General features: G+C 54.6%; 23 protein-coding genes. 13 read left to right on the top strand and 10 right to left on the bottom strand.

Features of this window, described 5'->3' with window-relative positions; all coding sequences use genetic code 11:
- Window positions 1-119 precede the first annotated feature (119 nt).
- Complete coding sequence (locus VNZ60_RS19845; RefSeq protein WP_325662217.1) at window positions 120-1,433, bottom strand: HAD family hydrolase; 1,314 nt, start codon at window positions 1,431-1,433, stop codon at window positions 120-122.
- A gap of 333 nt (window positions 1,434-1,766) precedes the next feature.
- Between VNZ60_RS19845 and VNZ60_RS19840 the strand changes: the two genes are divergently transcribed.
- Both VNZ60_RS19840 and VNZ60_RS19835 read left to right on the top strand, forming a co-directional pair.
- A complete protein-coding gene (locus VNZ60_RS19840) occupies window positions 1,767-2,978 on the top strand; it encodes a geranylgeranyl reductase family protein (protein WP_325662215.1) in 1,212 nt (403 codons plus the stop codon).
- Window positions 2,979-3,073: 95 nt separating this feature from the next.
- Window positions 3,074-3,664, top strand: coding sequence for a DUF4399 domain-containing protein (locus VNZ60_RS19835; RefSeq protein ID WP_325662213.1), 591 nt, complete (start codon window positions 3,074-3,076; stop codon window positions 3,662-3,664).
- Between the two features lie 12 nt (window positions 3,665-3,676).
- On the opposite strand, the gene VNZ60_RS19830 is transcribed toward VNZ60_RS19835, so the two are convergent.
- Window positions 3,677-4,216: a methylated-DNA--[protein]-cysteine S-methyltransferase gene (locus VNZ60_RS19830; RefSeq protein ID WP_325662211.1), complete on the bottom strand. Its 540-nt coding sequence runs from the start codon at window positions 4,214-4,216 to the stop codon at window positions 3,677-3,679.
- 456 nt (window positions 4,217-4,672) lie between these two features.
- On the opposite strand from VNZ60_RS19830, the gene VNZ60_RS19825 reads away from it, so the two are divergent.
- A complete protein-coding gene (locus VNZ60_RS19825) occupies window positions 4,673-5,131 on the top strand; it encodes a (2Fe-2S)-binding protein (RefSeq protein ID WP_325662209.1) in 459 nt (152 codons plus the stop codon).
- 9 nt (window positions 5,132-5,140) lie between these two features.
- Window positions 5,141-7,339, top strand: a complete 2,199-nt coding sequence (locus VNZ60_RS19820; protein WP_325662207.1) for a xanthine dehydrogenase family protein molybdopterin-binding subunit — start codon at window positions 5,141-5,143, stop codon at window positions 7,337-7,339.
- Window positions 7,340-7,386: 47 nt separating this feature from the next.
- On the opposite strand, the gene VNZ60_RS19815 is transcribed toward VNZ60_RS19820, so the two are convergent.
- Window positions 7,387-8,163 (bottom strand): SDR family NAD(P)-dependent oxidoreductase, encoded by a 777-nt coding sequence (locus VNZ60_RS19815; protein ID WP_325662205.1) that lies wholly within the window; start codon window positions 8,161-8,163, stop codon window positions 7,387-7,389.
- 169 nt (window positions 8,164-8,332) lie between these two features.
- Between VNZ60_RS19815 and VNZ60_RS19810 the strand changes: the two genes are divergently transcribed.
- The 6 genes from VNZ60_RS19810 to VNZ60_RS19785 all read left to right on the top strand — a co-directional run bounded on the left by VNZ60_RS19810 (window position 8,333) and on the right by VNZ60_RS19785 (window position 11,754).
- Window positions 8,333-8,710, top strand: coding sequence for a hypothetical protein (locus VNZ60_RS19810; RefSeq protein WP_325662203.1), 378 nt, complete (start codon window positions 8,333-8,335; stop codon window positions 8,708-8,710).
- A gap of 201 nt (window positions 8,711-8,911) precedes the next feature.
- Window positions 8,912-9,151: a hypothetical protein gene (locus VNZ60_RS19805; protein ID WP_325662201.1), complete on the top strand. Its 240-nt coding sequence runs from the start codon at window positions 8,912-8,914 to the stop codon at window positions 9,149-9,151.
- A 216-nt stretch (window positions 9,152-9,367) separates the two neighbouring features.
- Entirely contained in the window at window positions 9,368-9,772 is a 405-nt protein-coding gene (locus VNZ60_RS19800) for a lysozyme inhibitor LprI family protein (RefSeq protein ID WP_325662199.1), read from the top strand.
- Window positions 9,773-9,847: 75 nt separating this feature from the next.
- A complete protein-coding gene (locus tag VNZ60_RS19795) occupies window positions 9,848-10,537 on the top strand; it encodes a tetratricopeptide repeat protein (RefSeq protein ID WP_325662197.1) in 690 nt (229 codons plus the stop codon).
- Between the two features lie 221 nt (window positions 10,538-10,758).
- Window positions 10,759-11,118 (top strand): hypothetical protein, encoded by a 360-nt coding sequence (locus VNZ60_RS19790; protein WP_325662195.1) that lies wholly within the window; start codon window positions 10,759-10,761, stop codon window positions 11,116-11,118.
- Window positions 11,119-11,175: 57 nt separating this feature from the next.
- Window positions 11,176-11,754 carry a hypothetical protein gene (locus VNZ60_RS19785; RefSeq protein WP_325662193.1) on the top strand — a complete coding sequence of 193 codons (579 nt, stop codon included), beginning with the start codon at window positions 11,176-11,178 and terminating at the stop codon, window positions 11,752-11,754.
- 197 nt (window positions 11,755-11,951) lie between these two features.
- On the opposite strand, the gene VNZ60_RS19780 is transcribed toward VNZ60_RS19785, so the two are convergent.
- The 4 genes from VNZ60_RS19780 to VNZ60_RS19765 form a co-directional block, all read right to left on the bottom strand.
- Window positions 11,952-12,485 (bottom strand): hypothetical protein, encoded by a 534-nt coding sequence (locus VNZ60_RS19780; protein WP_325662191.1) that lies wholly within the window; start codon window positions 12,483-12,485, stop codon window positions 11,952-11,954.
- 794 nt (window positions 12,486-13,279) lie between these two features.
- The gene (locus VNZ60_RS19775) at window positions 13,280-16,768 is read right to left on the bottom strand and encodes an autotransporter family protein (RefSeq protein WP_325662189.1); all 3,489 of its coding nucleotides are present in this window, start codon (window positions 16,766-16,768) and stop codon (window positions 13,280-13,282) included.
- Window positions 16,769-17,360: 592 nt separating this feature from the next.
- Complete coding sequence (locus tag VNZ60_RS19770; RefSeq protein WP_325662187.1) at window positions 17,361-19,565, bottom strand: OsmC domain/YcaO domain-containing protein; 2,205 nt, start codon at window positions 19,563-19,565, stop codon at window positions 17,361-17,363.
- Between the two features lie 140 nt (window positions 19,566-19,705).
- On the bottom strand, window positions 19,706-20,482 hold the full coding sequence (locus VNZ60_RS19765; RefSeq protein WP_325662185.1) for an SDR family NAD(P)-dependent oxidoreductase: 777 nt from the start codon (window positions 20,480-20,482) through the stop codon (window positions 19,706-19,708).
- Between the two features lie 136 nt (window positions 20,483-20,618).
- Between VNZ60_RS19765 and VNZ60_RS19760 the strand changes: the two genes are divergently transcribed.
- The 3 genes from VNZ60_RS19760 to VNZ60_RS25300 all read left to right on the top strand — a co-directional run bounded on the left by VNZ60_RS19760 (window position 20,619) and on the right by VNZ60_RS25300 (window position 22,368).
- Window positions 20,619-20,972, top strand: a complete 354-nt coding sequence (locus VNZ60_RS19760; protein WP_325662184.1) for a helix-turn-helix transcriptional regulator — start codon at window positions 20,619-20,621, stop codon at window positions 20,970-20,972.
- A 260-nt stretch (window positions 20,973-21,232) separates the two neighbouring features.
- Window positions 21,233-21,976 carry an energy transducer TonB gene (locus VNZ60_RS19755; protein ID WP_325662182.1) on the top strand — a complete coding sequence of 248 codons (744 nt, stop codon included), beginning with the start codon at window positions 21,233-21,235 and terminating at the stop codon, window positions 21,974-21,976.
- A 68-nt stretch (window positions 21,977-22,044) separates the two neighbouring features.
- Window positions 22,045-22,368 (top strand): contact-dependent growth inhibition system immunity protein, encoded by a 324-nt coding sequence (locus VNZ60_RS25300; protein ID WP_414648915.1) that lies wholly within the window; start codon window positions 22,045-22,047, stop codon window positions 22,366-22,368.
- A gap of 203 nt (window positions 22,369-22,571) precedes the next feature.
- Here the strand turns inward: VNZ60_RS25300 and VNZ60_RS19750 are convergent, their stop codons facing one another.
- The 3 genes from VNZ60_RS19750 to VNZ60_RS19740 form a co-directional block, all read right to left on the bottom strand.
- Complete coding sequence (locus tag VNZ60_RS19750) at window positions 22,572-23,507, bottom strand: alpha/beta fold hydrolase (RefSeq protein ID WP_325662180.1); 936 nt, start codon at window positions 23,505-23,507, stop codon at window positions 22,572-22,574.
- Between the two features lie 128 nt (window positions 23,508-23,635).
- Complete coding sequence (locus VNZ60_RS19745) at window positions 23,636-24,064, bottom strand: MarR family winged helix-turn-helix transcriptional regulator (RefSeq protein ID WP_325662178.1); 429 nt, start codon at window positions 24,062-24,064, stop codon at window positions 23,636-23,638.
- The gene (locus tag VNZ60_RS19740; protein ID WP_325662176.1) at window positions 24,061-24,447 is read right to left on the bottom strand and encodes a GIY-YIG nuclease family protein; all 387 of its coding nucleotides are present in this window, start codon (window positions 24,445-24,447) and stop codon (window positions 24,061-24,063) included. Before VNZ60_RS19740 ends, VNZ60_RS19745 begins: the two co-directional genes overlap by 4 nt.
- Window positions 24,448-24,764 lie beyond the last annotated feature (317 nt).

Genomic DNA, 24,764 nt, shown 5'->3' with positions numbered 1-24,764 from the left:
AAGTGGGGTCAGAGTGAAGTTTCTGCAAAAAGCGCGCAGAAAGTTCACTCTGACCCCAGTTAGCTACGGACCCCAGTTAGCTGCATTTGTTAAGCGGTTAAGCGCAACCGCGCAAGGCGTCAGCCGAGCAGGGTTTCACCGGTTTTGCCGTACTTGATGCTGGCTTCCGACGGCATCCAGTTACCGGTCAACTCGTTGCGGCCTTGCAGCAGGAAGCGCGGTGACTTGGCAGGGATCTGGTCGGCGGCCAGCTTGGACAGGTCGCCGATCTTGCCCTTCTTCATGCGATTGACGATCATACCCAGCTGGGTATCGGCAAAATCGCGCAGCATGTCGTAGTCGCCATCGCTATCGCCGGCGACGAAGATCGGGCCGTAACCCTTGGCCGCTACCAGCTCTTTCTTGATGACTTCGGTTTTTCCCGGTCCCCAGTTGAGCGGCCAGCCCGCCTTGTACTTGTTGACGAACACACCGTTAGCGCTTTCCAGGCGCAGGCCGAGCACATGTTCGCGCTTGACGTTGTAACCGTATTTTGGGGTTGTCGCAAATACCGCCACCACGTCTTCCAGCGAGGCCGAGCTGACATAGACGTCGATCCCGCTTTGCTGGAAGGCGTCCATCAAGGTGGCAATCTCGGTGCACAGGCGAATCCCGTGGAAATGCGTGACGTTGACGATGCCAGCTTTACCCGGCAGCGCCGCCGGACTGGTGTACTTGGTCTTGACCAGCCCCAGGCCCAGGTTGTGATCGTTGGAGGCCTCGGCCAGTTGCTGCACTTCCGCCACCGACATATTGGTGAAGAAATAAATCACCCACGGATAACCGACATTCACGCCGTAGGTTTCGTTGACGGCTTCGTACAGGTAATACAACTTGGCGCGGAAATCCTGGAACTGGGTGGTTTCGCGGATCTCTTCCAGTTTTTTGCCGCCCTTCAGTTTTTCGTAGTTGTCATACAGGTATTGATAGTCGTCATCGATGTCGGCGCAGATGTCTTCCAGTTCGACCGCCTTGCCGGCAGCGTTCTTATAGGCGGCGGCAAACGGCCCGGCCGGGACATTCTGGCGGATGATGGCGCCCATTTTCTGCGGGCTCAGCTTGAACGACAGGGTATTTATCTGGTACATCAGCAACGCCTCTTCGGTGTCGTTCATGATGCTGGTGTTATCCCAGTCGAATACGGCATAAGGGCGGCGCTTAGGGTTGTAGCCGGCGCTGCTGTTGCCGTTGCGCGCCAGCAGGGATTGCAGTTGCTGATGGTTGCGTTCGCCCCATTTGGCGCGGTCCAGCGTCAGGCCGGCGCTTTTGCTGTCCTTGGCCAGCAGCTCCGACGGCAGCGCCGTCGCCGCCAATCCTGCCACCAGTCCGCCGGTCAGCAGCGTGCGTCGTTTTTGCAGCATGGTGTTATCTTCCGGTTTTTTTACGCTTTTCATGGATACGGCCTCCCTGTGCCTGTTGAAATGTTTTGTTGGGCCCCTGTTGCATGCGTTTTGGGTGCTGTACGGGCAACCGAATACACTAGCATATTTCCAATTTGAAACATATACGAAAGAGAAAAGAAAGACTCTATCCAACACCCCAAGGCGCATGCTTGCCGCTACCGGGAGCGCTGTTTTTTGCTATGCTGACGATTCTGCCTGGCAAGATGGGTGGGCCAGTGATTGAATCAATGAGTGATCCAGACATTTGCGAGGCGCTGCTGATGAAATTATCCGGTTATCGAGGTGCGCCAAGTGTGAATCATTGTCCTGAATTCAGGAAACCATATGGTTGTGGCCGGCGCCGTCATGTCTTTTGACGCCGACGCCACGTCCGATGTGCTGATCGTCGGCGCCGGGCCGGCCGGTTCGCACCTGGCTTACCTGCTGGCGGAGCAGGGTTTGCAGGTGACCATCATCGACAAGCAGGTTTTCCCGCGCGCCAAAGTCTGCGGCGGCGGCTTGTCGCGCAAGGCGATGGACTTGCTCGGTTTCGATCTGGGGCCGGCCATGCACCAGGCGATCGGCGCCGCCATTCTCAACTACCGCAACCGCGACGCCATCATCAAGGAAATGCAACCGATGGCGGCCTGTACCGTGGTGCGCAGCGAATTCGACAAACTGCTGCTCGATCGCGCCTGCGCCAAAGGCGCGCGCTTCCTGGCTGAAACCGCGTTTGTCGACGCCACCGAAACGGCCGATGCGGTCAGCGTCGCCACCAGCCGCGGTCTCTTGCGCTGCCGGCTGTTGCTGGCTGCCGACGGCGCCGCCAGCACCGTGCGCAACAAGCTGTTCGGCAAGGATCTGGTGGCTTACGTGCCGGCCTTGGAAGCCATGCTATGGCCGGCGGAAGGAGCGCTGGAACGCTTCGGTGCGCGCGCCCTGTTCGATTTCGACGGCATGCCGGGCGGCTACGGCTGGATCTTTCCCAAGCGCGATCATTTCAATGTCGGTGTGTACTCACCTTTCGGCGGCGCCGCGCTGCGCCAGCATCTGGATCGTTTTACCGCAGCCTACGCCAGCTTGCAGCAACCGCTGCGGGTCGAATACCAGGGTTACATCATCCCGCTGGAAAACCGCCGCCAGCTGTTTCAGCGCGGCCGGGTCTGGCTGCTGGGCGACGCCGCCGGCCTGGCCGAAGCCTTGTTTGGTGAAGGGATTTATTTTGCGCTGAAGAGCGCCAGCATCGCCGCCCGGGCGATTGCGGCGGATGGCGCTGCTTGCCTGACGCGCGCCGATTCCGCGTTATACAGCCAGCTGCTGCGCCGCGAATTGCTGCCCGAATTGCGCGCCGCCGCCTGGATGGCGCGCCTGATCTACCGTTTTCCGAAGCTGGCTTTTTCTCATCTGGTGCTGAACCAGCGCATCAACCATGATTTTGCCGGCTTGATCAGCGGCCAGATGGGTTACCGCCATTGCCTGTTCAAAACCGCCGTCGGCTTTCCGCGCTGGCTGTTGCCGAGCAAAGCGCCGGAGAGGGGAGTCGAGCATTCATATTGAGCGCGCTGAAACGGCGGCGTCGATGCCTTAAGTACTGTTTTGAATTTAAGCACTTTTCTAAAACTGGTTTTGTGGATAACTCAATGGGAAAACTTATGGCCATAATTTTCAAGCAATCCATTTCGAAAAAAACGCAGGCGCCTGGCGTCAACCGGTTGCCGGCATTCCTGGCCCTGTCGTTGCTGCTGAGCGCCGCCTTGATCTGCGGCCATGCCTTGGCTGCGACTAAAGAGAAGGATGCCGACAAACGGGTCGACACCGATTCGATCATCAGCACCATCAGCGCCTCGGAACGCACCCGGCCGTTTCCGGTAGGCGAAAAGGTGGCGTATTTTGTCAACATCAAGGATGGCGATCAGGTCCGCTCGCCGTTCCGGGTGGCTTTTGCCGTCACCGGCATGGGGGTGGCCCCGGTCGCCGCCGGCGCCATCCACGACACCGGCCATCATCACATCCTGATCGACATGCCGATGCCGGCCGACATCAAGGCGCCGATACCATTCGATAAATCAAACGAATATCAGCATCAGCACTACAAGCATTTCGGCAACGGCGAAACGGAAACCTTGCTCGATCTGCCAGCCGGCAAACATACGCTGCGCTTACTGTTCGCCGATCACAATCACGTGCCTTACTATATTTCGAGCAAGGAGATTAACGTCGTGGTGCTGGACAAGCCGCATTAGAAACCGGGCGCATTAAAAGCCAGGCAAACGCAAACTTTCCAGATCGCCGGCTTCGGCCCGTTCGTGGCCGAGCAGCCAGGCTTTGCGTTCCAGGCCGCCGGCAAAACCGGTCAGCTTGCCGTTGGCGCCCACCACGCGATGGCAGGGCACGATGATGGCGATCGGATTGGTGGCGTTGGCGCTGCCCACCGCGCGCGCCGCGCCGTGGTGTTCGCCCAGTTGCGTGGCGAGCTTGCCGTAGGTGGTCATCCGCGCCGGAGGAATCTGGCGCAATGCGGCCCATACGCGGTGCTGGAAATCGGTGCCGTTGGTGGCGACCTGGATATCTTTCAGCGCATCCAGTTCGCCTGCAAAATAACGTTGCAGGGCCGGCTCGGCGCTGGATGGCGTGCTGGCGTCGCTCAGGTTGTAATGGCCGTAGTGGGTCGTCAGCAGGCTGCGCATGCGTGCTTCATAATCGTCGAAATCCAGTGCGCGTACGCGATCCTGGGAATCGGTAACCAGCAGGATGACGCCGATCGGCGATGCGATCCGGTGCAAGAATAAATTCATGGTGGTAATCTCGTCAGACAGTAGAGCGTAGTTTATCTGTAGCCGCAGTTGCATGCACTCCGCTGCTTGCTCTCAAATTCGGAAAAGCAGCAGTGTAAAGGCGAACCCGCCTTTGTTTTTCATATTTCGCTGGCTATAGTAATTAAAGCAGCGATATAGCATTACGGCAGCTACAAAGAGTACCGCAAGAGTCATCTGGGGTCAGAGTCAACTTTCGCAGTGTTTCATCGCGAAACTTGACTCTGACCCCACATGACGGATTCGGAGAAAGACAGAGCGCGTTACGCGGTTTTGTTCTTTTTAACGATGAGTCAGTACTCCGTGGCCCGCTAAGTGGGGTCAGAGTGAAGTTTCTGCAAAAAGCGCGCAGAAAGTTCACTCTGACCCCAGTTAACTGCGTTTGTTAAGCGCAAACTGGTGCAGGAATTTAGCCGCAACCCTTTTGGAGAAGTCGCAATGATTAATCTTCAGGTGAATGGCCTTAACGTAGAAGTCGACGTCGCGGAAGATACGCCCTTGTTGTGGGTGCTGCGCGAAAATCTCAAATTGACGGGCAGCAAATTCGGCTGCGGCATCGCCGCCTGCGGTGCTTGCACCGTGCATGTCGGCGGCAACGCGGTGCGCTCTTGTTCCTATCCCGTATCGGCAGTCGGTCAGCAACCGGTGACGACGATCGAAGCGGTCGCCGCCGATCCGGTCGGCAAGGCGGTGCAGGTTGCCTGGATCAAACATGATGTGCCGCAATGCGGCTATTGCCAAAGCGGGCAAGTGATGACCGCAGTGGATTTCCTCAAAAAGAAACATCATCCGAACGAGGCCGAAGTGGTCGCCGCCATGGGCGGCAATCTGTGCCGCTGCGGCGCCTACCAGCGCATCAAGGCTGCGGTGCTGGATGCTTCCAAATCTCTCGCATAAGGTGCCAACATGTCCTCCGAATCCCTGGTGGCCAATCCAACGCCGCTGAAAAAATCGCGCCGCAAATTCCTGCAAGCCTCCGCCGTTACCGGCGCCGGGCTGGTCCTCGGTTTCTTTATTCCGGGTTTGGGCCGGGTCGCCGGGGCCCAGGCTGGGGCCCCTAAAATCTATCAGCCGAACGCCTTTTTGCGAGTCGGGCCGGACAATAGCGTGGTGGTACAGGTGTCCAAAGTGGATATCGGCCAGGGCACCTTTACCGCGCTGCCGATGCTGCTGGCAGAGGAACTCGATTGCGACTGGGCCAACGTGCGGGCCGAACTGGCGAAGGGCGAAGATGTATTCCGCGATCCCGCCTTCGGCATGCAGATGGTCGGCGGCTCCACCAGCATCGCCAACAGTTTCCAGCAATACCGGGAGATTGGCGCGCGCGCCCGCAGCATGCTGGTGGCCGCCGCTGCCAGCGAATGGAAGGTCGATCCGGCTAAATGCAAAACCGCAGCGGGCGTCGTCATCGGCCCACGCGGCCAGCGCCTGAGTTACGGTTCGGTCGCCAATGCGGCGATGTTGCTGCCGGTGCCAGACAAGGTGCAACTGAAAGATCCCAAGCTGTTCACCATCATCGGCAAGGCCACGCCGCGGCTGGACACGGTCGCCAAATCCAGCGGCCGGCAGAAATTCGGCATCGATGTCGATCTGCCGGGCATGAAAGTAGCGATGCTGGCCAGGGCCGTGCCGTGGGGCGCCAAGATCGCCAAGCTGGACGACGGTGCGGCCAAGGCGATACCCGGCGTACGCAAGATCTTCACCATTCCCGGGATTCGCGGCGGCCAGAGCGTGGTGGTGGTGGCGGATGGTTACTGGATCGCCAAGAAAGCCCGCGATGCGCTCAAGATAGAGTGGGATACCAGCGGTGTCGAGCAAGTCAGCTCGGAGCAATTGTTTGCCATTTACCGGGAAGCGGTGATGAAACCCGGCACGCCGGCGGCCAAAGCCGATGTCTCCAGCCTGGCCGGTGCGCCCAAGATCATCGACGCCATTTTCGAGTTTCCCTATCTGGCGCATACGCCGATGGAGCCGCTCAACATGACCGTGCATTTTACCGGCGAGGCCTGCACCGTCTGGGCCGGTTCGCAGTTCCAGTCGATGGACCGGCAGGCGATTGCCAAGGTGCTCGGTATCCCGTTCAGCAAGGTCGAATTCAACACCATGATGGCGGGTGGCGGGTTTGGCCGGCGCGCCATGCCGGAATCCGAGAATGCGGTGGAGGCGGCGTATGTGGCCAAGGTCATGCGCGGCACGCCGGTCAAGATCATGTATTCACGCGAGGACGATATCCACAGCGGCTACTTCCGGCCGATGCATGTGCACCGGGTCCGCATCGGCTACGACGGCCACGGCAAGATCGCCGCCTGGGAGCATGTGATAGCGGGCCAGTCGATCTTGAGCGGCAGCCCGTTCGAATCGTTCATGGTCAAGGATGGCGTCGACGGCACCATGACCGAAGGCGTGCTGGAGTCGCACTATGCGATTCCGAACCTGGCGCTGTCGGTGCACAACATGAAAGTCAACGTGCCGGTGCTGTGGTATCGCTCGGTGGGCCACAGCCACAATGCTTTTGTCATGGAAACCCTGGTCGACGAGATCGCCAGGTCGGTCGGGCGCGATCCGGTCGAATACAGAAGCAGCCTGTTCGACAAGTCGGCCGGCCGTAGCCGGCTGGCGCTGCAGCTGGCGGTGGCCCGCTCCGGCTACGGCAAACGCAAGCTGCCTGCCGGCCAGGCCTGGGGCGTCGCCGTGCATCACGGCTTCAATACCTCGGTGGCCTATGTGGTGGAAGTGTCCATGCATGAAGGCCGGCCTCAGGTGCACCGGGTGACGGCGGGAGTCCATTGCAATATGGCGATCAACCCGCGCACCATCGAAGCGCAAATCCAGGGCGGTGCGGTGTTCGGCATCTCCACCACCTTGCCCGGCAATCAGATCACGCTGAAAAACGGCGTGGTGCAGCAATCGAATTTTTCCGATTACACACCGGCGTATATGGCGAGTTGCCCGGTGGTCGATGTGCATCTGGTGCCCAGCGCCGATACCCCGACCGGGGTTGGCGAGCCGCCGGTGCCGCCGATTGCGCCGGCGATCGCGAATGCGGTTGCGGCATTGACGGGCAAGCGTTTGCGCAAGTTGCCGTTCGATGCCATATCGACGTGATCTGAGGGGGCTGCTGGTCTGTATTTTTCGTGGCCGTTCCTGGGCCGCTACTCGTATCCGGCGTCGATCACCAATTCGCTGCCGCTGACAAAGCGGCTGGCGTCCGAGGCCAGATACAAGATCGCCGCAGCCACATCGGTGGCGCAACCTTTTCCCGCCAGCATGCGCAACTGCGCCGTGTCGCTCAAGGCTTGCGTCAGATCACCCTGTTCACGCTTGGCTGCGGCCAGCGCGGGCGGGCGCAGCAAACCAGGGTGGATAGAGTTGACGCGGATGTTGAGCGCGGCATAGCGCATCGCGTTCAGGTTGGCCATGCGCAGCGCCGCCTTCAAGGCATGATCGGCCGCATCCTGACGCTCGTCGCTCATGCAAAATAGCGACAACACATTGACGATGGAGCCGCCGCCGGCCCTTTCCATAGCGCCCAGCACATGCTTGCTGCAAAGGATGCTGCCGTAGACATTGAGCTGCATCGCTCTCTCCCATTGCCGTAGCGGCAGCCCATGCACGAATGGCAGATCGGCGTCGACGCCGGCGCTATTGACCAGGATATCGATACGGCCGAAGTGCGCTTCGACTGCCGCGATGGTTGCTTGCACCGCAGTGCCATCGCTGACATCAAGCCGCCAGAATTTTGCCTCGCTCTGCTCGCTGCCGAGCAAGCCAGCAACGGCGCATCCCTCGCGCTCGCGCACATCCAGAATCGCCAGACGCGCTCCCGCAGCTGACAGCGCGCAAGCGATATGCAACGCCATGCCACGTGCTGCGCCGGTGATCAGGGCGACTTTGTTTTTGAGAGGGAAGTAAACGGTGAATGGGTTCATTGTGCCTGTGCTCCTTAGTTGTAATAAGTGCGAACGTTCTGCCTTTTTGACAGATGGGCGACAAGCCGCATTTGGATGAGATGCATGCCTTAAACCCATGGTGAAAGTTTAGTGTTTGCTAAATATTTGGTCAAGTGATTGCTAATTTAGAAAAGACTAAACTTTCGGCATGGATAAAGTGCAACTACGCCGGGACAATTTAAGAAAGTGGGTCGCAACACATGGCGCGCCAAGTGGAGAGAAAAGTTATTTTTCTCAGCTGATCAATGGCTCCGCGTCATTCGGAGAGAAGTCTGCGCGGCGGTTGGAGCGCGAATATAAGATGGGAGATATGTATCTTGATTCCCACGACAAGAAAAAGATAGATGATCCAAGTCAGACTTTATCCGTAAAACAAAAAAGCGATAAAGAAAACGATGAATTGGATGACTTGATTGAGCTAGCTGTTTTGTATAGAAAGGCAGGCAATGCGGCGAGGGTCAGGTTAATGAAATATGCCCGTGCCCTTGAAGGTAGCGCAAAACGCAAGAGTGACGACGCAGAATGACACGGTGAGGCACTCAAATTTGAGCGAAACTCTCGTGCGGTCCCCTCTCAGTCTGAAGGCCAGTTTGATTTTCTTTATTTTGGCTTTTTAATCCCAGTCGGTGCATTGAATTCTGTCTTTGTATTTTCCAAAGCAGGTGTCTCAGTTCGAACGGTTATGTATCTCCTGAAGCGTATATCGTCTGCCAGTAGGAGTTGAGATATGTGGCTATTGCCATGGGAAAGATGGTTGCCGCCGTTTATTGTCGGACCATTTATGTGTGCTGCTTCGTTCTTTGGGTTGTTCAACTATTCTCAGCTTCATTGGTGGGAATTGTTGCTCGTGCCAATCGCTTTCTTATATGGAGCTTACGGAACTTGGGTGTGGTTTAAGAGGGGAGAAAATGTGTTTGATTTCTCAGGCGACGAAAAAGCGAAAAATGAGAATCAGAAAGAGCAATGAGTGCCCCCGGCCATGAAGAGACACTCGACCAGGAGATCTAAATCGTCGACAATCGGCAGCGTTATCACCGACCGGAACAAATTAGAAAAATGAAATTCCATCGAGTTGCCGTGACATTCACTGACGTATCTGGTGTGATCACTTCACGGACAAAATACGGAGCGCTCATTCAGTCAAAATAAAAAAGGAATTCGCCGGTCTATTGGGGGGAAGTTTATGATCAAAATTTGTATCGCTGTAGTTAGTGCAACCTTATTTTTTCACGCGAATTCTTTCGCAGATGATGGCAAATCTTTTACAAAGCAATTCTATATTTGCGAAAAGAAGGCTGATGCTGTCACTTCAGAAATTCTAGATTGTGTGAGCCAAGAGTTTACTAAGCAAGACATACGCTTGAACAAGGTATATCGCGACCTTCTTTCCAAACTACCGCAGGAAAAAGCAGAAGAACTACGTAAAGTGCAGCGGGCATGGCTTGGATATGTTCAAGCAAAATGCGGTTTCTTGTATGACGGCCATGAATTTAACGGCCAAGAAGACAGAGTGGCCGCAAACTATTGCTCAATACAGGAACGCGCAGAGCGTGCGACTGATTTGGAGCAGCTTTCCAATCGCTTGTGACGAGTGCAGAACGTGCGCTAATGGCCAGTAGCGAGTGTTAAATTACAAAAACAATTGTCATTGATAGGATTCGTCATGGCTCGCATATTTGTTCTGTGGATATTCATCTTCGTTTCTTGCATTGCATCGGCGCAATCAATTGAAGTGACTCCAGACGCATCACCATTGGGGAAAGGATCGTCTGAATTCAACGCAGGCCTTGCATATGCTCTTGGTTCAAACGGAAGGATAGATTACGTCAAAGCATACGAGTTATATAAAGCCGCCGCAGATCTCGAACACATAAAGGCGCAGAACAATTTGGCAGCGCTGTACGCCACCGGACTCGGGGTGGAGAAAAATCCAAAGTTGGCTATTTATTGGTTTGAAAAAGCGGCTAGTCAAGGTAGCTCATATGCAGAATATAACTTGGCGCGGGCTTACAACGCTGGGTTCGGTGTCCAGAGAGATACATCATTGGCTTTGCAGTTGCTTGAAAAAGCTGCAAATAACGGATATTTTGAAGCTCAATTTACACTTGGTCAGATGTATTTAACCGGGCGGGGCGTACCAACTAACTTTAAAGCCGGCCTCTATTGGCTTTTGAAAGGTGCTGAACAAGGTGACCCGCGCTCGATGTTTGGGGTTGGTGTTATTTATGAAGAAGGGCTCGCGGTTCCGATTGATTTTAAAACGGCCCGCGAATGGTATGTAAGGGCTGCAGCCTCAAATTTCGGAGAGGCAAATAAGGCTATAGAGCACCTAAATATAATAGACAGAAAATGATCAAAGCAAAAGCTGGTCCGTCAATCTTATGTTGAACGACTGCTTTGACGAATATTCACCGTCCGTTGAAGGCGGAATCAGCTTGTCGCGACCGGCTCAAAGCGGCCAAAACCGGTCTTAGAAATTTCCTCTCCAAAGCAGTCAGTTCATGCCATTGGCAACCATCCAGGTTAATTGACATTTCATGATTTAAAACAAGTTAGGCATTGGAGCATGGGTACATGAAGGCATTCTGGAATGACTGTGGAGAAGGGCCAATTTATGATTCATCTGTAGATCTTAGCCAAGCGCAGGTCAATCTGATCTGGTCCGATGAGATCCGAGGCGTTGAAGGCAATTTTCTCGGGCTCACGGATGATCGTGGCAATACGATCCAGTTTTATTTCAGCGCTGGGATTCCAGATGAAGTCGAGGATGCAAGTCATCTTAAAATTGTTCTTGTCGATTTTCCTGTCAAAGAGAAGCGCGGCTCATATTCAAAGCAAGTAACGATTGGAGAGGTTTTGGGCCTAATTGCCATTGTCTTTGACGTTGGCGCAAGTCATCAATCATTCAATGACCTGAGCTTTGGTGCGTGGTAAAGCGAGGTGCGCCGACGCAAAAACGATTCTTTAACACTAACGTAAACGGAGCGAAGTATGTCCACCGATATAGATTTGAAGTCTTTCTCCGATCACCGGCTCGGGGGACACCCGGTTCCCAAAGACCTCCAATTGCTTCTCGTCCACGTCAAGGAAGTTCAGAAACTTACTGGGATCAAAGTCAGCGACTCGGCCGAATGGGCGCCATGGCTTGATGTAAGCTACCTATCAGAAGCGGATTTGAACAACCCGGAAATAAGTGCGAATATTGAGGCGATTTCGGCTGTGTGCAAGTACGTTTCCTTTGTCGCTGCGACGGAAGATTCCGAGTATATCGGATACTGGCGAGGGCCAAAAATTCAAAACCTTTCGCAGTCACCCATTGTCCGCCTCGACAACGAAGGGCAATTCAATGTCTGCGCGGGCATGAACATCGTGGAAGCGCTACTTGCCGATATTTACAATGGCAGCACATTCCTAAAATTCAAGCGGCTGTTTGAATCAGTTGGGATGGAATTGCCCTATGCGTCGTATGCTGAGATTCCCTACAAAGATGATCCGGTGGATGAAACCTACGTGCGTCCGGCGGAACTTCACAATGAGTTGTATGGCACTTTTCGTAACCTCAAGAAATGAATTTCATGTAGACACGTTGGTCCGATTGGCGAATGACGGCTTTGGAGTGGGCCGTATGCCGGGAGTGGGTCGAAATCAGGCTACCGCAACCGGCTCAAAACGGCCAGAAGCAGTCAGTGAACGCTTGCCCATAAATTGTTACTCGTTCGTGATTCGCTGTTGCGCTATCTAATAAACAGTGATTGAGAGCTTGCGTTTTACTTATTTGGCGAACTTTGACGCATGCGCTTTTCTTCGACGTTACCTAAGACCGCCCCAAGCCCAATGCCAATGGCCGTAACGAGAACCAAATAGAAGAGGTCCTCTCGAAAAGGGTATGCAAATTTAATTGCGGTAGATCGAAGTGGGTCGTCTAAATCAGAAATGAATAAGTGGCGAGTAATGCAGATAAATGATATTGCGGATACCACTCCACCAATCGCACATGACATGGCAATTCTAGAAATTTTTTTGTCAAATTGAAGCCACGACTGACTTGACAAGATTCTTGAGACAAGCCAAAACAAAATTGCTGCTGCGAATGTTGGCGCCACCGTATAAAGCCAGCTTCCGAAAATGATACTGAACCACCATATGCCAGCCATCATCATGCTGCCGTATAGGAGGTTCACGATGTCTGTTTTAACTTCACCCCCTGTTCCGGCATAGAGGATAGCCATTAGCGGTCCCATTAGCACCGGCCCAAGACCGAAAAAGACAGAGAGGACAAGTCGTAGGCTGGGAGGTTTCATAGCTTTTATCATTGAATTGATTTGTGCGTGGCAATGCAATTAACACAAATTCTAATCGAATGGCCGCTCAAGCTGATTGCTGACTTTCCGCTGCGTCGGGCATTGAAATTTATAACCCATCACTAACTCAAAGGAGAAGCAACGCATGCGCACTCTTTCCACTGAAATTTAAAATGGGATAGCCAGAAATTTACCATATTTTCCCCATGGAAATTAACATAACTTCTCATTTCCCTCTTGGTCTATGATGCATGGAAAAGCTACATCAGCACATCTGAACTCCGGTTGGCAATGACTAGTTGTCTGCCGCGCCAACTTGCTCGTGCGGATTGCCGAAACTATCATTGTTGTCCAACCCCATCGTCGTAAAACCTCCGTATGTCAGGCAGATAACTGCGAATTTTCAATGGCCGCTTTGGAGAAATCTGATAGACCGCTTTGGGTCGGGTGCTGCCAGTCGCACGCGAAACTGAGTGACCGCTGAGAGTTGCGGATTCAACCGGTGAATCATCACTGAGCGACCGTCCAGTTTGTGCCGACTGCGGCCCTAACTGCAATTTCGAATAAGCCCCGCGTAAAGCAGATGAAAATCCCCTCGAAGTCAGCAGACTTCGAGGGGATTGAATTGACCGAAACCCATGCTGGATATCGGTTACCGAAACGCTAAAAAAAATGGTGAAAGTGAATGCATCACTCTCACCATCAAATCTCATAGTAGCGGCACATTAAAACGGAGGGTCAACCCCTCCACACTTACATGAAGAGCACGCAAGACCATGCCATCACCGCCATGCTTACCAGCTCCACCGAATGCCAGCATCCGCCATCACCGTGTGCTGTTGCGCTCCACCGAGGTTGGTGGTGTACGTTGCGGTGACAAACGCGCTGGTCGATTTGCTGAATGTGGCGACCAGACCAGCGTTTAGCTGGCCCGCTGTCTGATGCGTACCGTTCGAGATCACTGTGGTGCCGTCAAAAGTGGTGGTGTCATGAGAACCGGAACTGTGCAGCAGGTTCAGGCGCAGATACGGCTGCCAGGTCGCCGTCACTGCTTCAAAACGACTTTGCAAGCGCACTCCGAGGCGAGCGAGGAAGGTGTTGCCGTTATTAAAGCCTACAGTCGAAACACCGTCATTCAAGTCGTTGAACGACAGGTTTTGCCAGATCACTTGCGCCTGAGGTTCGATGGTCACATCCGCAGTGAGTGGAATTGGCAGGCCGCCCTCGATCGATCCGATGAGTGAGCTGCCGTGCGTGTGCGCGCCGACGCCATCGTGTGAGCGCGGATCCGCCGACAGTGAACTTCCCATCAGGACTGTATCCGTGTACCAGCCGTTCGGGCCGACGTGAGTCCAGTAGCCGCCCAGACTATAGGCGTCGATAGAAAGATTGCCGACATCCAGATTCTGCACGGCCATCGCAAAACCGTTGACCTTGCCGGTGGCATGCGCAAAGCCGGCAAACAGACCGTAATGATTACGTTGTCCTTCAGCGCTAGTGTCGGCATAGATGTCGTGACCGACTTGCATTCCCGTCATTGATCCATCGAACTGGGGCGAGACAGTGCCATCCTGGCGTTGCTTGGTATGGCTGCCCCAGAAACGGCCCCAAGCTGCCGGCAGTTCGCCGGTCTCGGTCAACAGCGATTGCTCCCCTTGCCTGTCATGGAAATTATCGAGTTGCTGGATATTGACCTGCCGGGCAACGCTGGCAATTTCCGAATAGATAGGTACTTCGGGGCGATACAGCGGGATTGCATCAGCCCCAGTCGACGGCGTTGGGACTGCAGGAGTCACCGATGGCGTGCCGGGGGAGTTAGTTAGCGGTGTGCCTATGGTTGTGGTTGGAGGTACGACTACGGGTGGCGTTGGTGTTTGCGCCACGGTGTTGCGCAGATACCAGTTTTCAGATGTGCCGCTGCTCACGCCGCCTTTGGCAAGATAGTAAGAATAGGCGCCAGCCTTGACCGGTGCCGCAAGTGCAAATGCGCTTGCGGTGGTCGTCGCGCCATTCACGCTCTGCACCACCTCAATGCCATCGGCGACGATGGCCGCGCCAGGGCCGCCAACATTCGTGATACGCAAGCTAGACGATCCGCTGGCGGCGCCACCGTTGATCACTAGCCGGTCCGACGCTGCACCATCGCCTGCAAGGAAAGTGTTCAGGGCGATGCTGCCATTTTGGCCGACATAGTTGCCGACAACGTTGAGCCGGTTGCCAACCCCCTGGCCGCCGATTTGCAACAGGCCGGCGTTGGTCAATGGCCCGTTGATCGTAAAGCTGCCGTTGCCCGAGCTTGCAAACTGAGGCAAGGCATTGGCCACCGCAATTGTGCCGTTGTTGGTCACGGATCCCGTGACGCTGCCGTAGCCGCCGAGCGTGGCGCCTGAGGCGACGGTTGTATTGCCGCCGCCGGACAATGCTGCCGTAGCGTGCGAGGCGTCGCCTACCGCAAGTATTCCGGCCGCGACGATCGTTCCTCCGGTATATGGATTGTCCGCATTTAGCAGTGTCATGCCGGCGCCGGCCTGCGTAACAGAGCCGGTGCCGGAAATCGTGCCAGGGAAAGTCACGTCGTCGGACCGGTTGAAGACCAGCGCACCGTTGTTTGTTACATCGCCCACGATGCTGCCTGTTGTACCGCCATTGCCGAGTTGCAGCGTACCGGCCGAGATACTGGTTCCTCCGCTATAGGTGTTATTCCCAGTTAACACCGTGGCGCCGCTGCCGGCCTGGTTAACCGAGCCTGTGCCTGAAATCGTTCCAGGAAAAAGCAGCGTGTCGGAACGGTTAAAGACAAGAGAACCATTATTGACGACGTCGCCAACGATGCTGCCAGTCGTGCCGCCGTTACCCAGCTGCAGCGTACCGGCCGAAATCGTCGTGCCGCCGGTATAGGTATTGCTTCCAGCAAGCGTCAGACTTCCTGTTCCTGCCTTGTTGAAGCTGCCCGGACCAGTCATGCCTTGCGTCAGCGTGGATGCAAACCCTTGCGTATCGATTGTGCCGCCCGGTGCATTGATTGTTACCGCACGCGAATTGGCGAGATCAAAGCTCTGCAGAAGCTGAAGCGTACCGCCGTTGAATGTCAGTCCACCGGTATTTGCGCCCAGTGCGTTGTCGGCGCCGACAGCAACGGTGCCGCCGGTGAGCGTGGTGCCGCCGGAATACGTGTTACCTCCCGCGGCTGTAGGCGCCAGCACCAACGTGCCGCCCTGGGTCTTTTCGACCGCGCCGGTGCCTGAAATGAGACCGGCATAAGTGCCATTGTCAGGCTGTGCAAAGCGCACCAGGCCATTGTCAATGACACTAGGCGTCAAACTCTGCGCCCGCGCTTCAAGCGTGCCTGCCGCGTCGACGGTCATGGTGCCGGTATATGCGCTGTTGTTGCCGGTGAGCACCAGCGTGCCTTGTTGAACCTCCGTGACAGTGGGCCCGCTGATGGCGCTGGTCAGCGTCCAGGTTCCAGAATCGGTTTTGATAAGTGACGAGAAATTCTTCATGGTTCCGGATAGGGACGAGGTTCCGGCACCGTTCAAGAAGATGGTGTTATTGCCGCCGCCGCCATCGAAATTGCCTGAAATGGACGATCCCGTATAAAGCCGCAACGTGTCATCGCCACCGGCAAAAACGAGGTTGCCGATGACCTGCCCTTTATTGGTAAAGTCGACTGCGCCATTCCCCGACGCGCCGATCACATTGCCTGGCGCCTGGATGATTCCCGTTGCATTATTGACGATCGTGTTCAGGCCGCTCGTATTCTGAAACCAGATAGCGGCGGCATGATCTGCCTTGATCGTGCCATTGTTGACGATCAGATTGCCGCTGCCTTCCGGATTGATTGCTTCCGCACTACCTTCGGTGCCGGTCGCCAGGATCTGACCTCCTTGAGCGACCGTCAATGTGCTGTTGTTGCGGAACTCGACCGTGTTGGCGCCGGTGTTGTACAGCCCGTTACTGCTGACCGCCTTGGCGCTCACCGTACCGCCGTTCTGGACCGTTATATTTGCATTGTCGCGCAGGCTGATGGCGTTCGCATCGCCGACCGCGAGCTGGCTGCCCGTGCCGACGGTGACGGTTCGGCCATCCTCGGCTGCCACATCGCCGGTCCCCACTGTCGTAACCCAGGGATTGGTCGCGCTGGCATCGCAGCTTGTGATTTGTCCAGATGTGTTGCAGGCCGCGTAGGCTGTCCCGGGCACCACACTCAACGCCGGTATTAGCACAAGGGAAGAGGCCGCGGAAAGAACCAGGCGGTAATGAATAGGTTGGGGTATTTTCATTTTCATTTTCATTCTCGTTTGAAGTTTTAACATTTCGTGTTTGTGGGTAACATTGAAAATTAACAATGCGAAATAATATTTAACATTCCGAATTCTAGAAGTCGCTATACAAGCCGTTAAGTCTGATTTTGATTTAACAATTCATTTTCTCAGGAATACATTGCCCAATAACAACGCATGACAATATTTGACATTTGCATATTACAAATAAACAACACATGCCGATTTCGTCAAAAAAGGCCACTGAAAATGACGATCGGCGTCAGTACTGACTGACGCCGATTCATGAGTGCGATTAGCGGTGCGTGCGAGATTGGTAGGGAAAAGCGGGCAATGCGGCGAGGGTCAGGCTAAGGAGATATGCCCGTGCGCTTGAAGGTAAGGCAAAACGCCGGAGTGACGATGCAGAATGACAAGGTGAGGCACTCAAATCACGGACATTGACTATCGGCGACTTGCAGCAGCTCTCGAGATAGAAACATTAAAGCGAAAGGCGGCGTCAGGACTGGCGCACGCCGGCACAGATGGTCGCTCTGGTATCGAGCGCTGGCGGGATGAGCGGCATCAGCGCATCCCGCCATGACGCGTAACCTTAACGGGCTGTAGCCGCCACATTGGCCCGAGCCTTATGCAATTTCTTGTAGCTGTCGATCAGGCGCTGGTGCCTGTCGAGACCCTCCAGTTGCATACTCGTTGGCGTTAACCCGAAGAAGCGCACGCTGCCGTCCACTGAGCCCATTACCGCGTCCATCCGAGCGTTGCCAAACATCCGGCGGAAATTGACCGCGTAATCGTCCAGTTCCAAGTCGTCATCCAGCAGCACCTCCAGCACCACATTCAAGGCCTGATAAAACAAGCCGCGCTCGACCGTGTTGTCGTTGTACTGCAGGAAGGCTCCCACCAGTTCGTGCGCCTCATCCAATTGCTGTAAGGCGAGATGAATCAGCAGCTTCAACTCGAGAACTGTCAGTTGCCCCCATTCCGTATTCTCGTCAAATTCGATACCGATCAATGTGGCGATGTCGGAATGTTCATCGAGCTCATTGTTATCCAAACGCTCAAGCAGTGCTTCCAGGCTGGCATCGTCCAGGCGATGCAGATTCAAAATATCGGCGCGGAACAGCAGCGCCTTGTTGGTGTTATCCCAGACCAAATCTTCTATCGGGTAAATTTCCGAATAACCGGGCACCAAAATCCGGCAGGCTATGGCGCCTAAATTGTCATACGTCGCCATGTACGCCTGTTTGCCCATGTCTTCGAGAATACCGAACAAGGTTGCGGCTTCCTCAGCATTGGAGTTTTCACCCTGGCCGGAAAAATCCCATTCAACAAAATCGAAATCCGCTTTAGCACTGAAAAAGCGCCATGACACAATACCGCTGGAATCAATGAAGTGTTCGACAAAGTTATTTGGCTCAGTCACGGCTTCACTTGTAAAGGTGGGCCGAGGTAATTCGTTCAGGCCTTCAAAACTGCGGCCCTGCAGCAGTTCCGTCAGACTACGCTCCAGCGCCACCTCCAAGCTTGGGTGCGCGCCGAACGAGGCAAACACACCGCCTGTGCGCGGGTTCATCAAGGTGACGCACATCACTGGGTACACCCCGCCCAGCGACGCATCCTTCACCAGCACCGGAAAGCCCTGTTCTTCCAAGCCCTGGATGCCGGCCAGAATGCCAGGATATTTCGCCAGCACTTCCTGCGGCACATCAGGCAATGCGATTTCACCTTCCAGAATTTCGCGTTTTACCGCCCGTTCGAAAATTTCAGACAGGCATTGCACCTGCGCTTCGGCCAGCGTGTTACCGGCACTCATGCCATTGCTGACGTACAGGTTTTCGACCAGGTTGGATGGAAAATACACTACCTCGCCGTCCGACTGTCGCACATACGGCAGCGAACAGATACCGCGGTGCACGTTGCCGGAGTTGGTGTCAATCAGATGCGAGCCAAATAAATCGCCATCGGGATTGTAAATTGGCAGACAGTACTCATCCAGAATTTCAGCCGGCAGCTTATCTTTAGGGCCAGGCTTAAACCAGCGCTCGTTCGGGTAATGTACAAACGCCGCGTTGGCGATGTCTTCGCCCCAAAACGTGCCGGCGTAGAAATGGTTGTTATTCAGTCGCTCGATATACTCTCCCAACGCCGACGCCAACGCGCTTTCCTTGCTCGCTCCCTTGCCATTGGTAAAACACATCGGCGAGTGCGCATCGCGGATATGCAGCGACCACACATTGGGAACAAGATTGCGCCACGAAGCGATTTCAATCTTGATGCCCAAGGCCGCCAAAACGCCCGACATATTGGCAATGGTTTGCTCCAACGGCAGATCCTTGCCCGCAATATAGGTGCTGACATCAGAAGCCGGCTTCAACGTCAGCAGCGACTGCGCATCGGCATCTAAGTTCTCCACCTCTTCAATGACAAACTCGGGTCCGGCTTGCACCACTTTCTTCACCGTACAACGCTCGATGGAGCGCAAAATACCCTGGCGGTCTTTGGCAGAGATATCCGACGGCAACTCGACCTGAATCTTGAAAATCTGCTGGTAGCGGTTTTCCGGATCAACAATATTATTCTGCGACAGACGGATATTTTCGGTAGGAATATTGCGCGTTACGCAATACAACTTCACAAAATAAGCTGCACACAAGGCCGATGAGGCCAGAAAATAATCGAAGGGACCAGGCGCCGAGCCGTCGCCCTTATAACGGATAGGCTGGTCCGCCACTACCGTGAAGTCATCGAACTTGGCCTCAAGACGTAGCTTATCGAGAAAGTTGACTTTAATTTCCATGGGGGAATTCTATAAATGAGGTAGCCGCTATTATCCGCCGCCACGCCGGTACCGTGCAATGTATCGATGGTTTCCTCAAAGGCTGCCGCGTACGGATGATTTGAGAGGCGAACGCCAGCAAGTCATGCTGACTTGCGCAGCTACTCATACCCGGCGTCGATCACCAGTTCGCTGCCGCTGACAAAGCGGCTCGCATCTGACGCCAGATACAAGATCGCCGCCGCCACATTGGCGGCGCAACCTTTTCCCGCCAGCATGCGCAACTGCGCCGTGTCGCTCAAGGCTTGCGTCAGATCGCCCTGTTCACGCCTGGCCGCGGCCAGCGCGGGCGGGCGCAGCAAGCCGGGATGGATAGAATTGACGCGGATGTTGAGCGCGGCATAGCGCATCGCGTTCAGGTTCGCCATGCGCAGCGCCGCCTTCAAGGCATGATCGGCCGCGTCCTGGCGCTCGTCGCTCATGCAGAACAGCGACAGCACATTGACGATGGAGCCGCCACCGGCCCTTTCCATAGCGCCCAGCACATGCTTGCTGCAAAGGATGCTGCCGTAGACATTGAGCTGCATCGCTCTTTCCCATTGCCGCAGCGGCAGCCCCTGCACGAATGGCAGATCGGCGTCGACACCGGCGCTATTGACCAGGATATCGATGCGGCCGAAGTGCGCTTCGACTGCCGCGATGGTTGCTTGCACTGCACTGCCATCGCTGACATCAAGCCGCCAGAATTTTGCCTCGCTCTGCTCGCTGCCGAGCAATCCCGCAACGGCGCATCCCTCGCGCTCGCGTACATCCAGAATCGCCAGACGCGCTCCTGCAGCGGACAGAGCGCAAGCGATATGCAGCGCCATGCCACGCGCTGCGCCGGTGATCAGGGCGACTTTGTTTTTGAGGGGGAAGTAATTTGAAAGGTGATTCATTGTGCTTTCCTTGTAGTCCTCGGTTGCAATCAGAATTTCAATTGAGAGTGACACTCAGGCGAAAGATAGTTTATCTATCTATTTAATGCAAGAACAACTATCTCTACGTCCGGCAGATTATCTTTACGATAGCCACATGGAAATTGCAGAATGGATTAAAACGTCACGAAAGCAGGCCCGCATTACGCAGGATCAGCTCGCGGATGCATTGGGTGTGACGCGGGGGAATGTTTCGGGCTGGGAGAATGGCCGGCATGAGCCCAATATTTCACAGATAAAGCGTATTGCTTTGCTGTGTTCAAGCGACGCGGCTGTGCTGTTTGGGGGCGACACGCTGCAGAAAAAAACTGCGAACTGGCCGTTTTCTGTCGACTACGCGATGTTTGCAGCAATGCCGATGGATGAGCGTCAGCGGATCAATGACCTGGTCGATTTTAGTGTCCACAAATGGCATTCGTCGTTACGCCACAAAAGCAGAAAGACCTCGTAAGCCTGGTCAGGCAGCGGTAATAACCGTCAAACAATGACGCTGCGCCGATTTCACTTTCGCATGCATAAAAGTCCCATCTCGCAACTCTCATTTTTTTAAAGTCAGTTAGCGAGGAAACTTGAGCGAAATTCTTGTACTGTCACAATGCTGGCTGGAACCGGCCATCTGCGGACGGTCAAACACGACACCAAATTAGTGCCTTAACTGCAACGCTCTTGTGTTGGAATGTCGTTTGAAAATCAACTAAAAAAACTTTAAAAATGTACTCCAAATTTCTGAATTTTGTCGGCATAGGACTAATAGCATTTACGATGTCGTTCTCCGCGATCGCAGAGGAAGGCGAATCCGCGATTGCCCAACCTGCCCTCGGATTGGCGCCGGCACCATTGGTTGTCATGGATCCTGTGGACCAAGTCGTCCCGGACACTTGTCGTTTCAATTATCCGCAGGCCGGATTGGATTATCAACTCGAAGGTGAGGTTGGTGCCCAGCTTGAGGTTGGCGCGGACGGGAAACTTGTGAGCGCTTCGATTATAAAAAGCAGCGGATGGAGAGATCTGGATAGGGCCTCGTTAAACCAGTTGTGGCGCTGCAAATTTCGACCTCCAGTTCAGGATGGTAAGCAGGTGTATTCAGGGATTATTGCAAAGTGGATATGGGCACTAGATCCCACTACACCGCGCGTACCGCCTGCTTTGATTCCGGATAGCTGTCCACAGTCGACCGAATTTGCATTTTATTCGATGAAGGCGTCGGCCGAAAAAGTACCAGCCCAGCCCTCGGTCGACCCGAATGCTGCGCGAATAATTCGTTTGCTATTCCAGGTCGATCCAAATGGCACGCCGTTTCATATCGTGGTCGATAGATGGATCAAGAACAAAAAAATCAATGCGCCTGCGATCGATTTCCTAGGCCACTGCCGTTTCCCACCGACCATTATTGAGGGAAAGCCGGTGCAAAGCGCCGGCAACTTATGGTTGATATGGAACGGGGAAGAGAACTAACTGCGATCAGGCTCGGATGGAAAATCTGACGCAAACCGGCCAGAAGCGGCCGCTCCCAATTAGAAGTAATGCGAACGATTACGATGGCCAACTATATGAATGAGCAGGATAACGACCTCTTCCAGTTTTTTGGAGGTTACTTTCACCAAGACTGGGAGCTAGATAACCTAACGTGGCAAGATGTTATTAGGCATTTTGTACAAGATGTTGAACGGGAAGAGCCAATAACAATTTCCACCAAAATAAATAGACTGCTCGCAAGTTCAGTCTCGGATGAAGACCTATGCAAAGTGGTTCAAGATTTGGGATGTTATTACTGGCCCGGTTCGGCTAGCGACATGCGCCCGTGGCTCAACCAACTAGCGCAGGCATTACGTCAAGAAGTCGGCTAACGGCCAATATCGGACAGTCGCTCAGCGATGATTCATCGGCTGCTTCAGACTGAAAGCGGGTCTACAGAAATTCAAATTGCCTTCCCGATACCCGACATTAGCAACAGCGAACCGACCGTCTGCAATGATGCATTGCTTTCGACCAAAGCGGCACCGGCAACCAGTTGTTATTCTCCCCGACGGTACTAGCCCTTTTAACCAAATTAGGAAGCAAAAGGGCTGGTACCGTCGGGGCGATTCACAGGGTTGAACATGCGGTGTGCGTTATCTGCGATGACTCCGGCCACAAACCCAAACAGCGAGGGTGGAAGATCGTGGCCCATTCCCTCGACTATCAGTAGTTTGGCTCCTTTAATATTGGCCGCCGTGTCCTTCCCAGCCTCCGCGGGGACTAGCGGGTCGTCTGACCCATGTAACACGAGCGTCGGAGCAGTTATGTTAGCTAGTCGTGATCTTAAGTCACCGGCTAGCGCGATGGCGGCGATTTGCCGCCAAAACCCGGTTGGGTTGTATGCTCGCTTGACTTCGGCCAAGGCTTGGTCACGTTGAGCGGATTCGTCAAACGGATAGCCTCGCCCGGCAATCACTTGAGAAAATGCAACGCAATGTGCGAGATAGCCCTGTTCGTCTTTCAACGGATGTGGCGCTGGCGATGTCATCGCTGCCATCACTGCAGGGCTGGCCTGCGGCAGCTCACGATTGCCAGTGCTCGACATAATGGAAACCAGAGATAGAACGCGTTCAGCATGCTCGCTGGCCACCAGTTGTGCGATCATGCCGCCCATTGATCTCCCAACTAAGTGCGCTCGTTCGATCATCAAGGAATCGAGAAGTCCTACAGCGTCGTTCGCCATATCGAACAGCGTATAAGGCACGTTGGGCGTTTCGCCGCGAGAGACTGCGTCGACAATTGCAGCGAGATCTGGCATCGACGCGCTATCGAAGTGCGTTGAAAGGCCAGCGTCGCGATTGTCAAAGCGAATCACGCGGTAGCCTTGATTTGCCAATATCTTGCAAAACGTTTCGCTCCAGCGAATCATCTGCGTACCCATACCGGAAATCAGCAGAACAGCTTCCGCGTTCGTATTGCCAAAACAATCGTATTCAATTTCAATTCCGTTCGCTTTAGTCTTGGGCATGGCGTGTGGTCCTTAAATGTTCTTGTGTCGCGCGCAATTTTGGACCGCTCCGATATTTCGTTTGGTCGGCCTCACTACAGCACAACGGATGTACCGCCAGGCTGTGCAAGTGGCCATGCAGCGGCTCATTAGAGTGCTAAAGTTGGCGTGCGTGCAAGCGTTACCAGTGCTGCGGAAACCATCTCAACCGCTGCGGGGGCGATTGATTCGACGGCTTCGGTGCAAATGCTATCGGCAGTCTCGCGTGCGGCGTTTACCAGCGCACGCCCGGCTGGGCGAAGCACGGCCTGACGAAATCCATTCGCACCTTCGCGCACCACGAGGCCAATCTTTTCGAGCACGATCAACTGACGCAGCACCGACGATTGGGGCTGACCAAGCGGACGCACGAGTTCAGGAATGCTTACCCGACCACCGTCCGCTTCCGCGAGCAAATTCAGTAGCGCAAAGTCATTGAAACTGATGCCATGGTGTATGCCCAACTCGTCGTCAAGCTTGAGTTGCAGGCTGGCGTGGGCACGGTGTAGCGCCAAACAGAAGCCGAGATTCGTGTTCATCGAGGTTCGCTCCTGGGTTCGTCGTAGCCCAGTTCGCCGACACAAGGGATTTCCTGGCGCCACAGGCTAACTAGCATTTCCAATTCTCGTGCGGCATTGAACGCTGGATCGTCGCTGGGTTTGACCATGTCGAGTACGTCGAAGAGAAAGTTGGTCTCGCCGTGCTCGCCCCAGTCCTGTGCAAGCCTCGCATTGCGATGCTGTCCATGCTGTAGTTCAAAACGATGCCGGTTGAGTGTGCCCTGAACGTTCGTACTTCCTGCAACCAACGCCCGGCCCGTGATCTGGTTACGGATCGCATATACGCCTGCTCGGGTTTTCGTCTCCAGATACTGTCGTTTCAGCGTCTTTTTGTTTGTCATCATCAATCCTTTTTGTTCCAAATGAGTCACGGTGCAAGCGATGGCACTTCTGTCAGCGGCAGTGGATAAGCTAGATTTAGGAAGGAGTGGCGAAATCAATCACGGTGAGAGCTGGCTTGAATTGGATGAGCTAATAATACCCTGGTAAAATTGCTGTGTCAATAATACCCGGGTAAAAATTGGCCGTCATGCTTCTGTGACTGGTGCGTCGGTACAGCCAAGACCCCCCCTTTCTTTCTCGACAACACCGAAGTGGACGCCTAGCGCCCACAGGAGGATTCCGCGTCACCCGTTAGCCAGTGTGTTAGGGCGGTCTTGCCGACTCCGTTGTGTCCGAC

The sequence above is a fragment of the Collimonas sp. genome, assembly GCF_035566375.1.
Taxonomy (GTDB): Bacteria; Pseudomonadota; Gammaproteobacteria; order Burkholderiales; family Burkholderiaceae_D; genus Collimonas.
This window is presented reverse-complemented; position numbering and strand designations above follow the sequence as displayed.

Bases quoted from the DNA above. Each gene is read 5' to 3' on its own strand.
- VNZ60_RS19845 (WP_325662217.1), bottom strand. From the start codon at position 1,433: ATGAAAAGCGTAAAAAAACCGGAAGATAACACCATGCTGCAAAAACGA.
- VNZ60_RS19840 (WP_325662215.1), top strand. From the start codon at position 1,767: ATGGTTGTGGCCGGCGCCGTCATGTCTTTTGACGCCGACGCCACGTCC.
- VNZ60_RS19835 (WP_325662213.1), top strand. From the start codon at position 3,074: ATGGCCATAATTTTCAAGCAATCCATTTCGAAAAAAACGCAGGCGCCT.
- VNZ60_RS19830 (WP_325662211.1), bottom strand. From the start codon at position 4,216: ATGAATTTATTCTTGCACCGGATCGCATCGCCGATCGGCGTCATCCTG.
- VNZ60_RS19825 (WP_325662209.1), top strand. From the start codon at position 4,673: ATGATTAATCTTCAGGTGAATGGCCTTAACGTAGAAGTCGACGTCGCG.
- VNZ60_RS19820 (WP_325662207.1), top strand. From the start codon at position 5,141: ATGTCCTCCGAATCCCTGGTGGCCAATCCAACGCCGCTGAAAAAATCG.
- VNZ60_RS19815 (WP_325662205.1), bottom strand. From the start codon at position 8,163: ATGAACCCATTCACCGTTTACTTCCCTCTCAAAAACAAAGTCGCCCTG.
- VNZ60_RS19810 (WP_325662203.1), top strand. From the start codon at position 8,333: ATGGATAAAGTGCAACTACGCCGGGACAATTTAAGAAAGTGGGTCGCA.
- VNZ60_RS19805 (WP_325662201.1), top strand. From the start codon at position 8,912: ATGTGGCTATTGCCATGGGAAAGATGGTTGCCGCCGTTTATTGTCGGA.
- VNZ60_RS19800 (WP_325662199.1), top strand. From the start codon at position 9,368: ATGATCAAAATTTGTATCGCTGTAGTTAGTGCAACCTTATTTTTTCAC.
- VNZ60_RS19795 (WP_325662197.1), top strand. From the start codon at position 9,848: ATGGCTCGCATATTTGTTCTGTGGATATTCATCTTCGTTTCTTGCATT.
- VNZ60_RS19790 (WP_325662195.1), top strand. From the start codon at position 10,759: ATGAAGGCATTCTGGAATGACTGTGGAGAAGGGCCAATTTATGATTCA.
- VNZ60_RS19785 (WP_325662193.1), top strand. From the start codon at position 11,176: ATGTCCACCGATATAGATTTGAAGTCTTTCTCCGATCACCGGCTCGGG.
- VNZ60_RS19780 (WP_325662191.1), bottom strand. From the start codon at position 12,485: ATGAAACCTCCCAGCCTACGACTTGTCCTCTCTGTCTTTTTCGGTCTT.
- VNZ60_RS19775 (WP_325662189.1), bottom strand. From the start codon at position 16,768: ATGAAAATACCCCAACCTATTCATTACCGCCTGGTTCTTTCCGCGGCC.
- VNZ60_RS19770 (WP_325662187.1), bottom strand. From the start codon at position 19,565: ATGGAAATTAAAGTCAACTTTCTCGATAAGCTACGTCTTGAGGCCAAG.
- VNZ60_RS19765 (WP_325662185.1), bottom strand. From the start codon at position 20,482: ATGAATCACCTTTCAAATTACTTCCCCCTCAAAAACAAAGTCGCCCTG.
- VNZ60_RS19760 (WP_325662184.1), top strand. From the start codon at position 20,619: ATGGAAATTGCAGAATGGATTAAAACGTCACGAAAGCAGGCCCGCATT.
- VNZ60_RS19755 (WP_325662182.1), top strand. From the start codon at position 21,233: ATGTACTCCAAATTTCTGAATTTTGTCGGCATAGGACTAATAGCATTT.
- VNZ60_RS25300 (WP_414648915.1), top strand. From the start codon at position 22,045: ATGCGAACGATTACGATGGCCAACTATATGAATGAGCAGGATAACGAC.
- VNZ60_RS19750 (WP_325662180.1), bottom strand. From the start codon at position 23,507: ATGCCCAAGACTAAAGCGAACGGAATTGAAATTGAATACGATTGTTTT.
- VNZ60_RS19745 (WP_325662178.1), bottom strand. From the start codon at position 24,064: ATGAACACGAATCTCGGCTTCTGTTTGGCGCTACACCGTGCCCACGCC.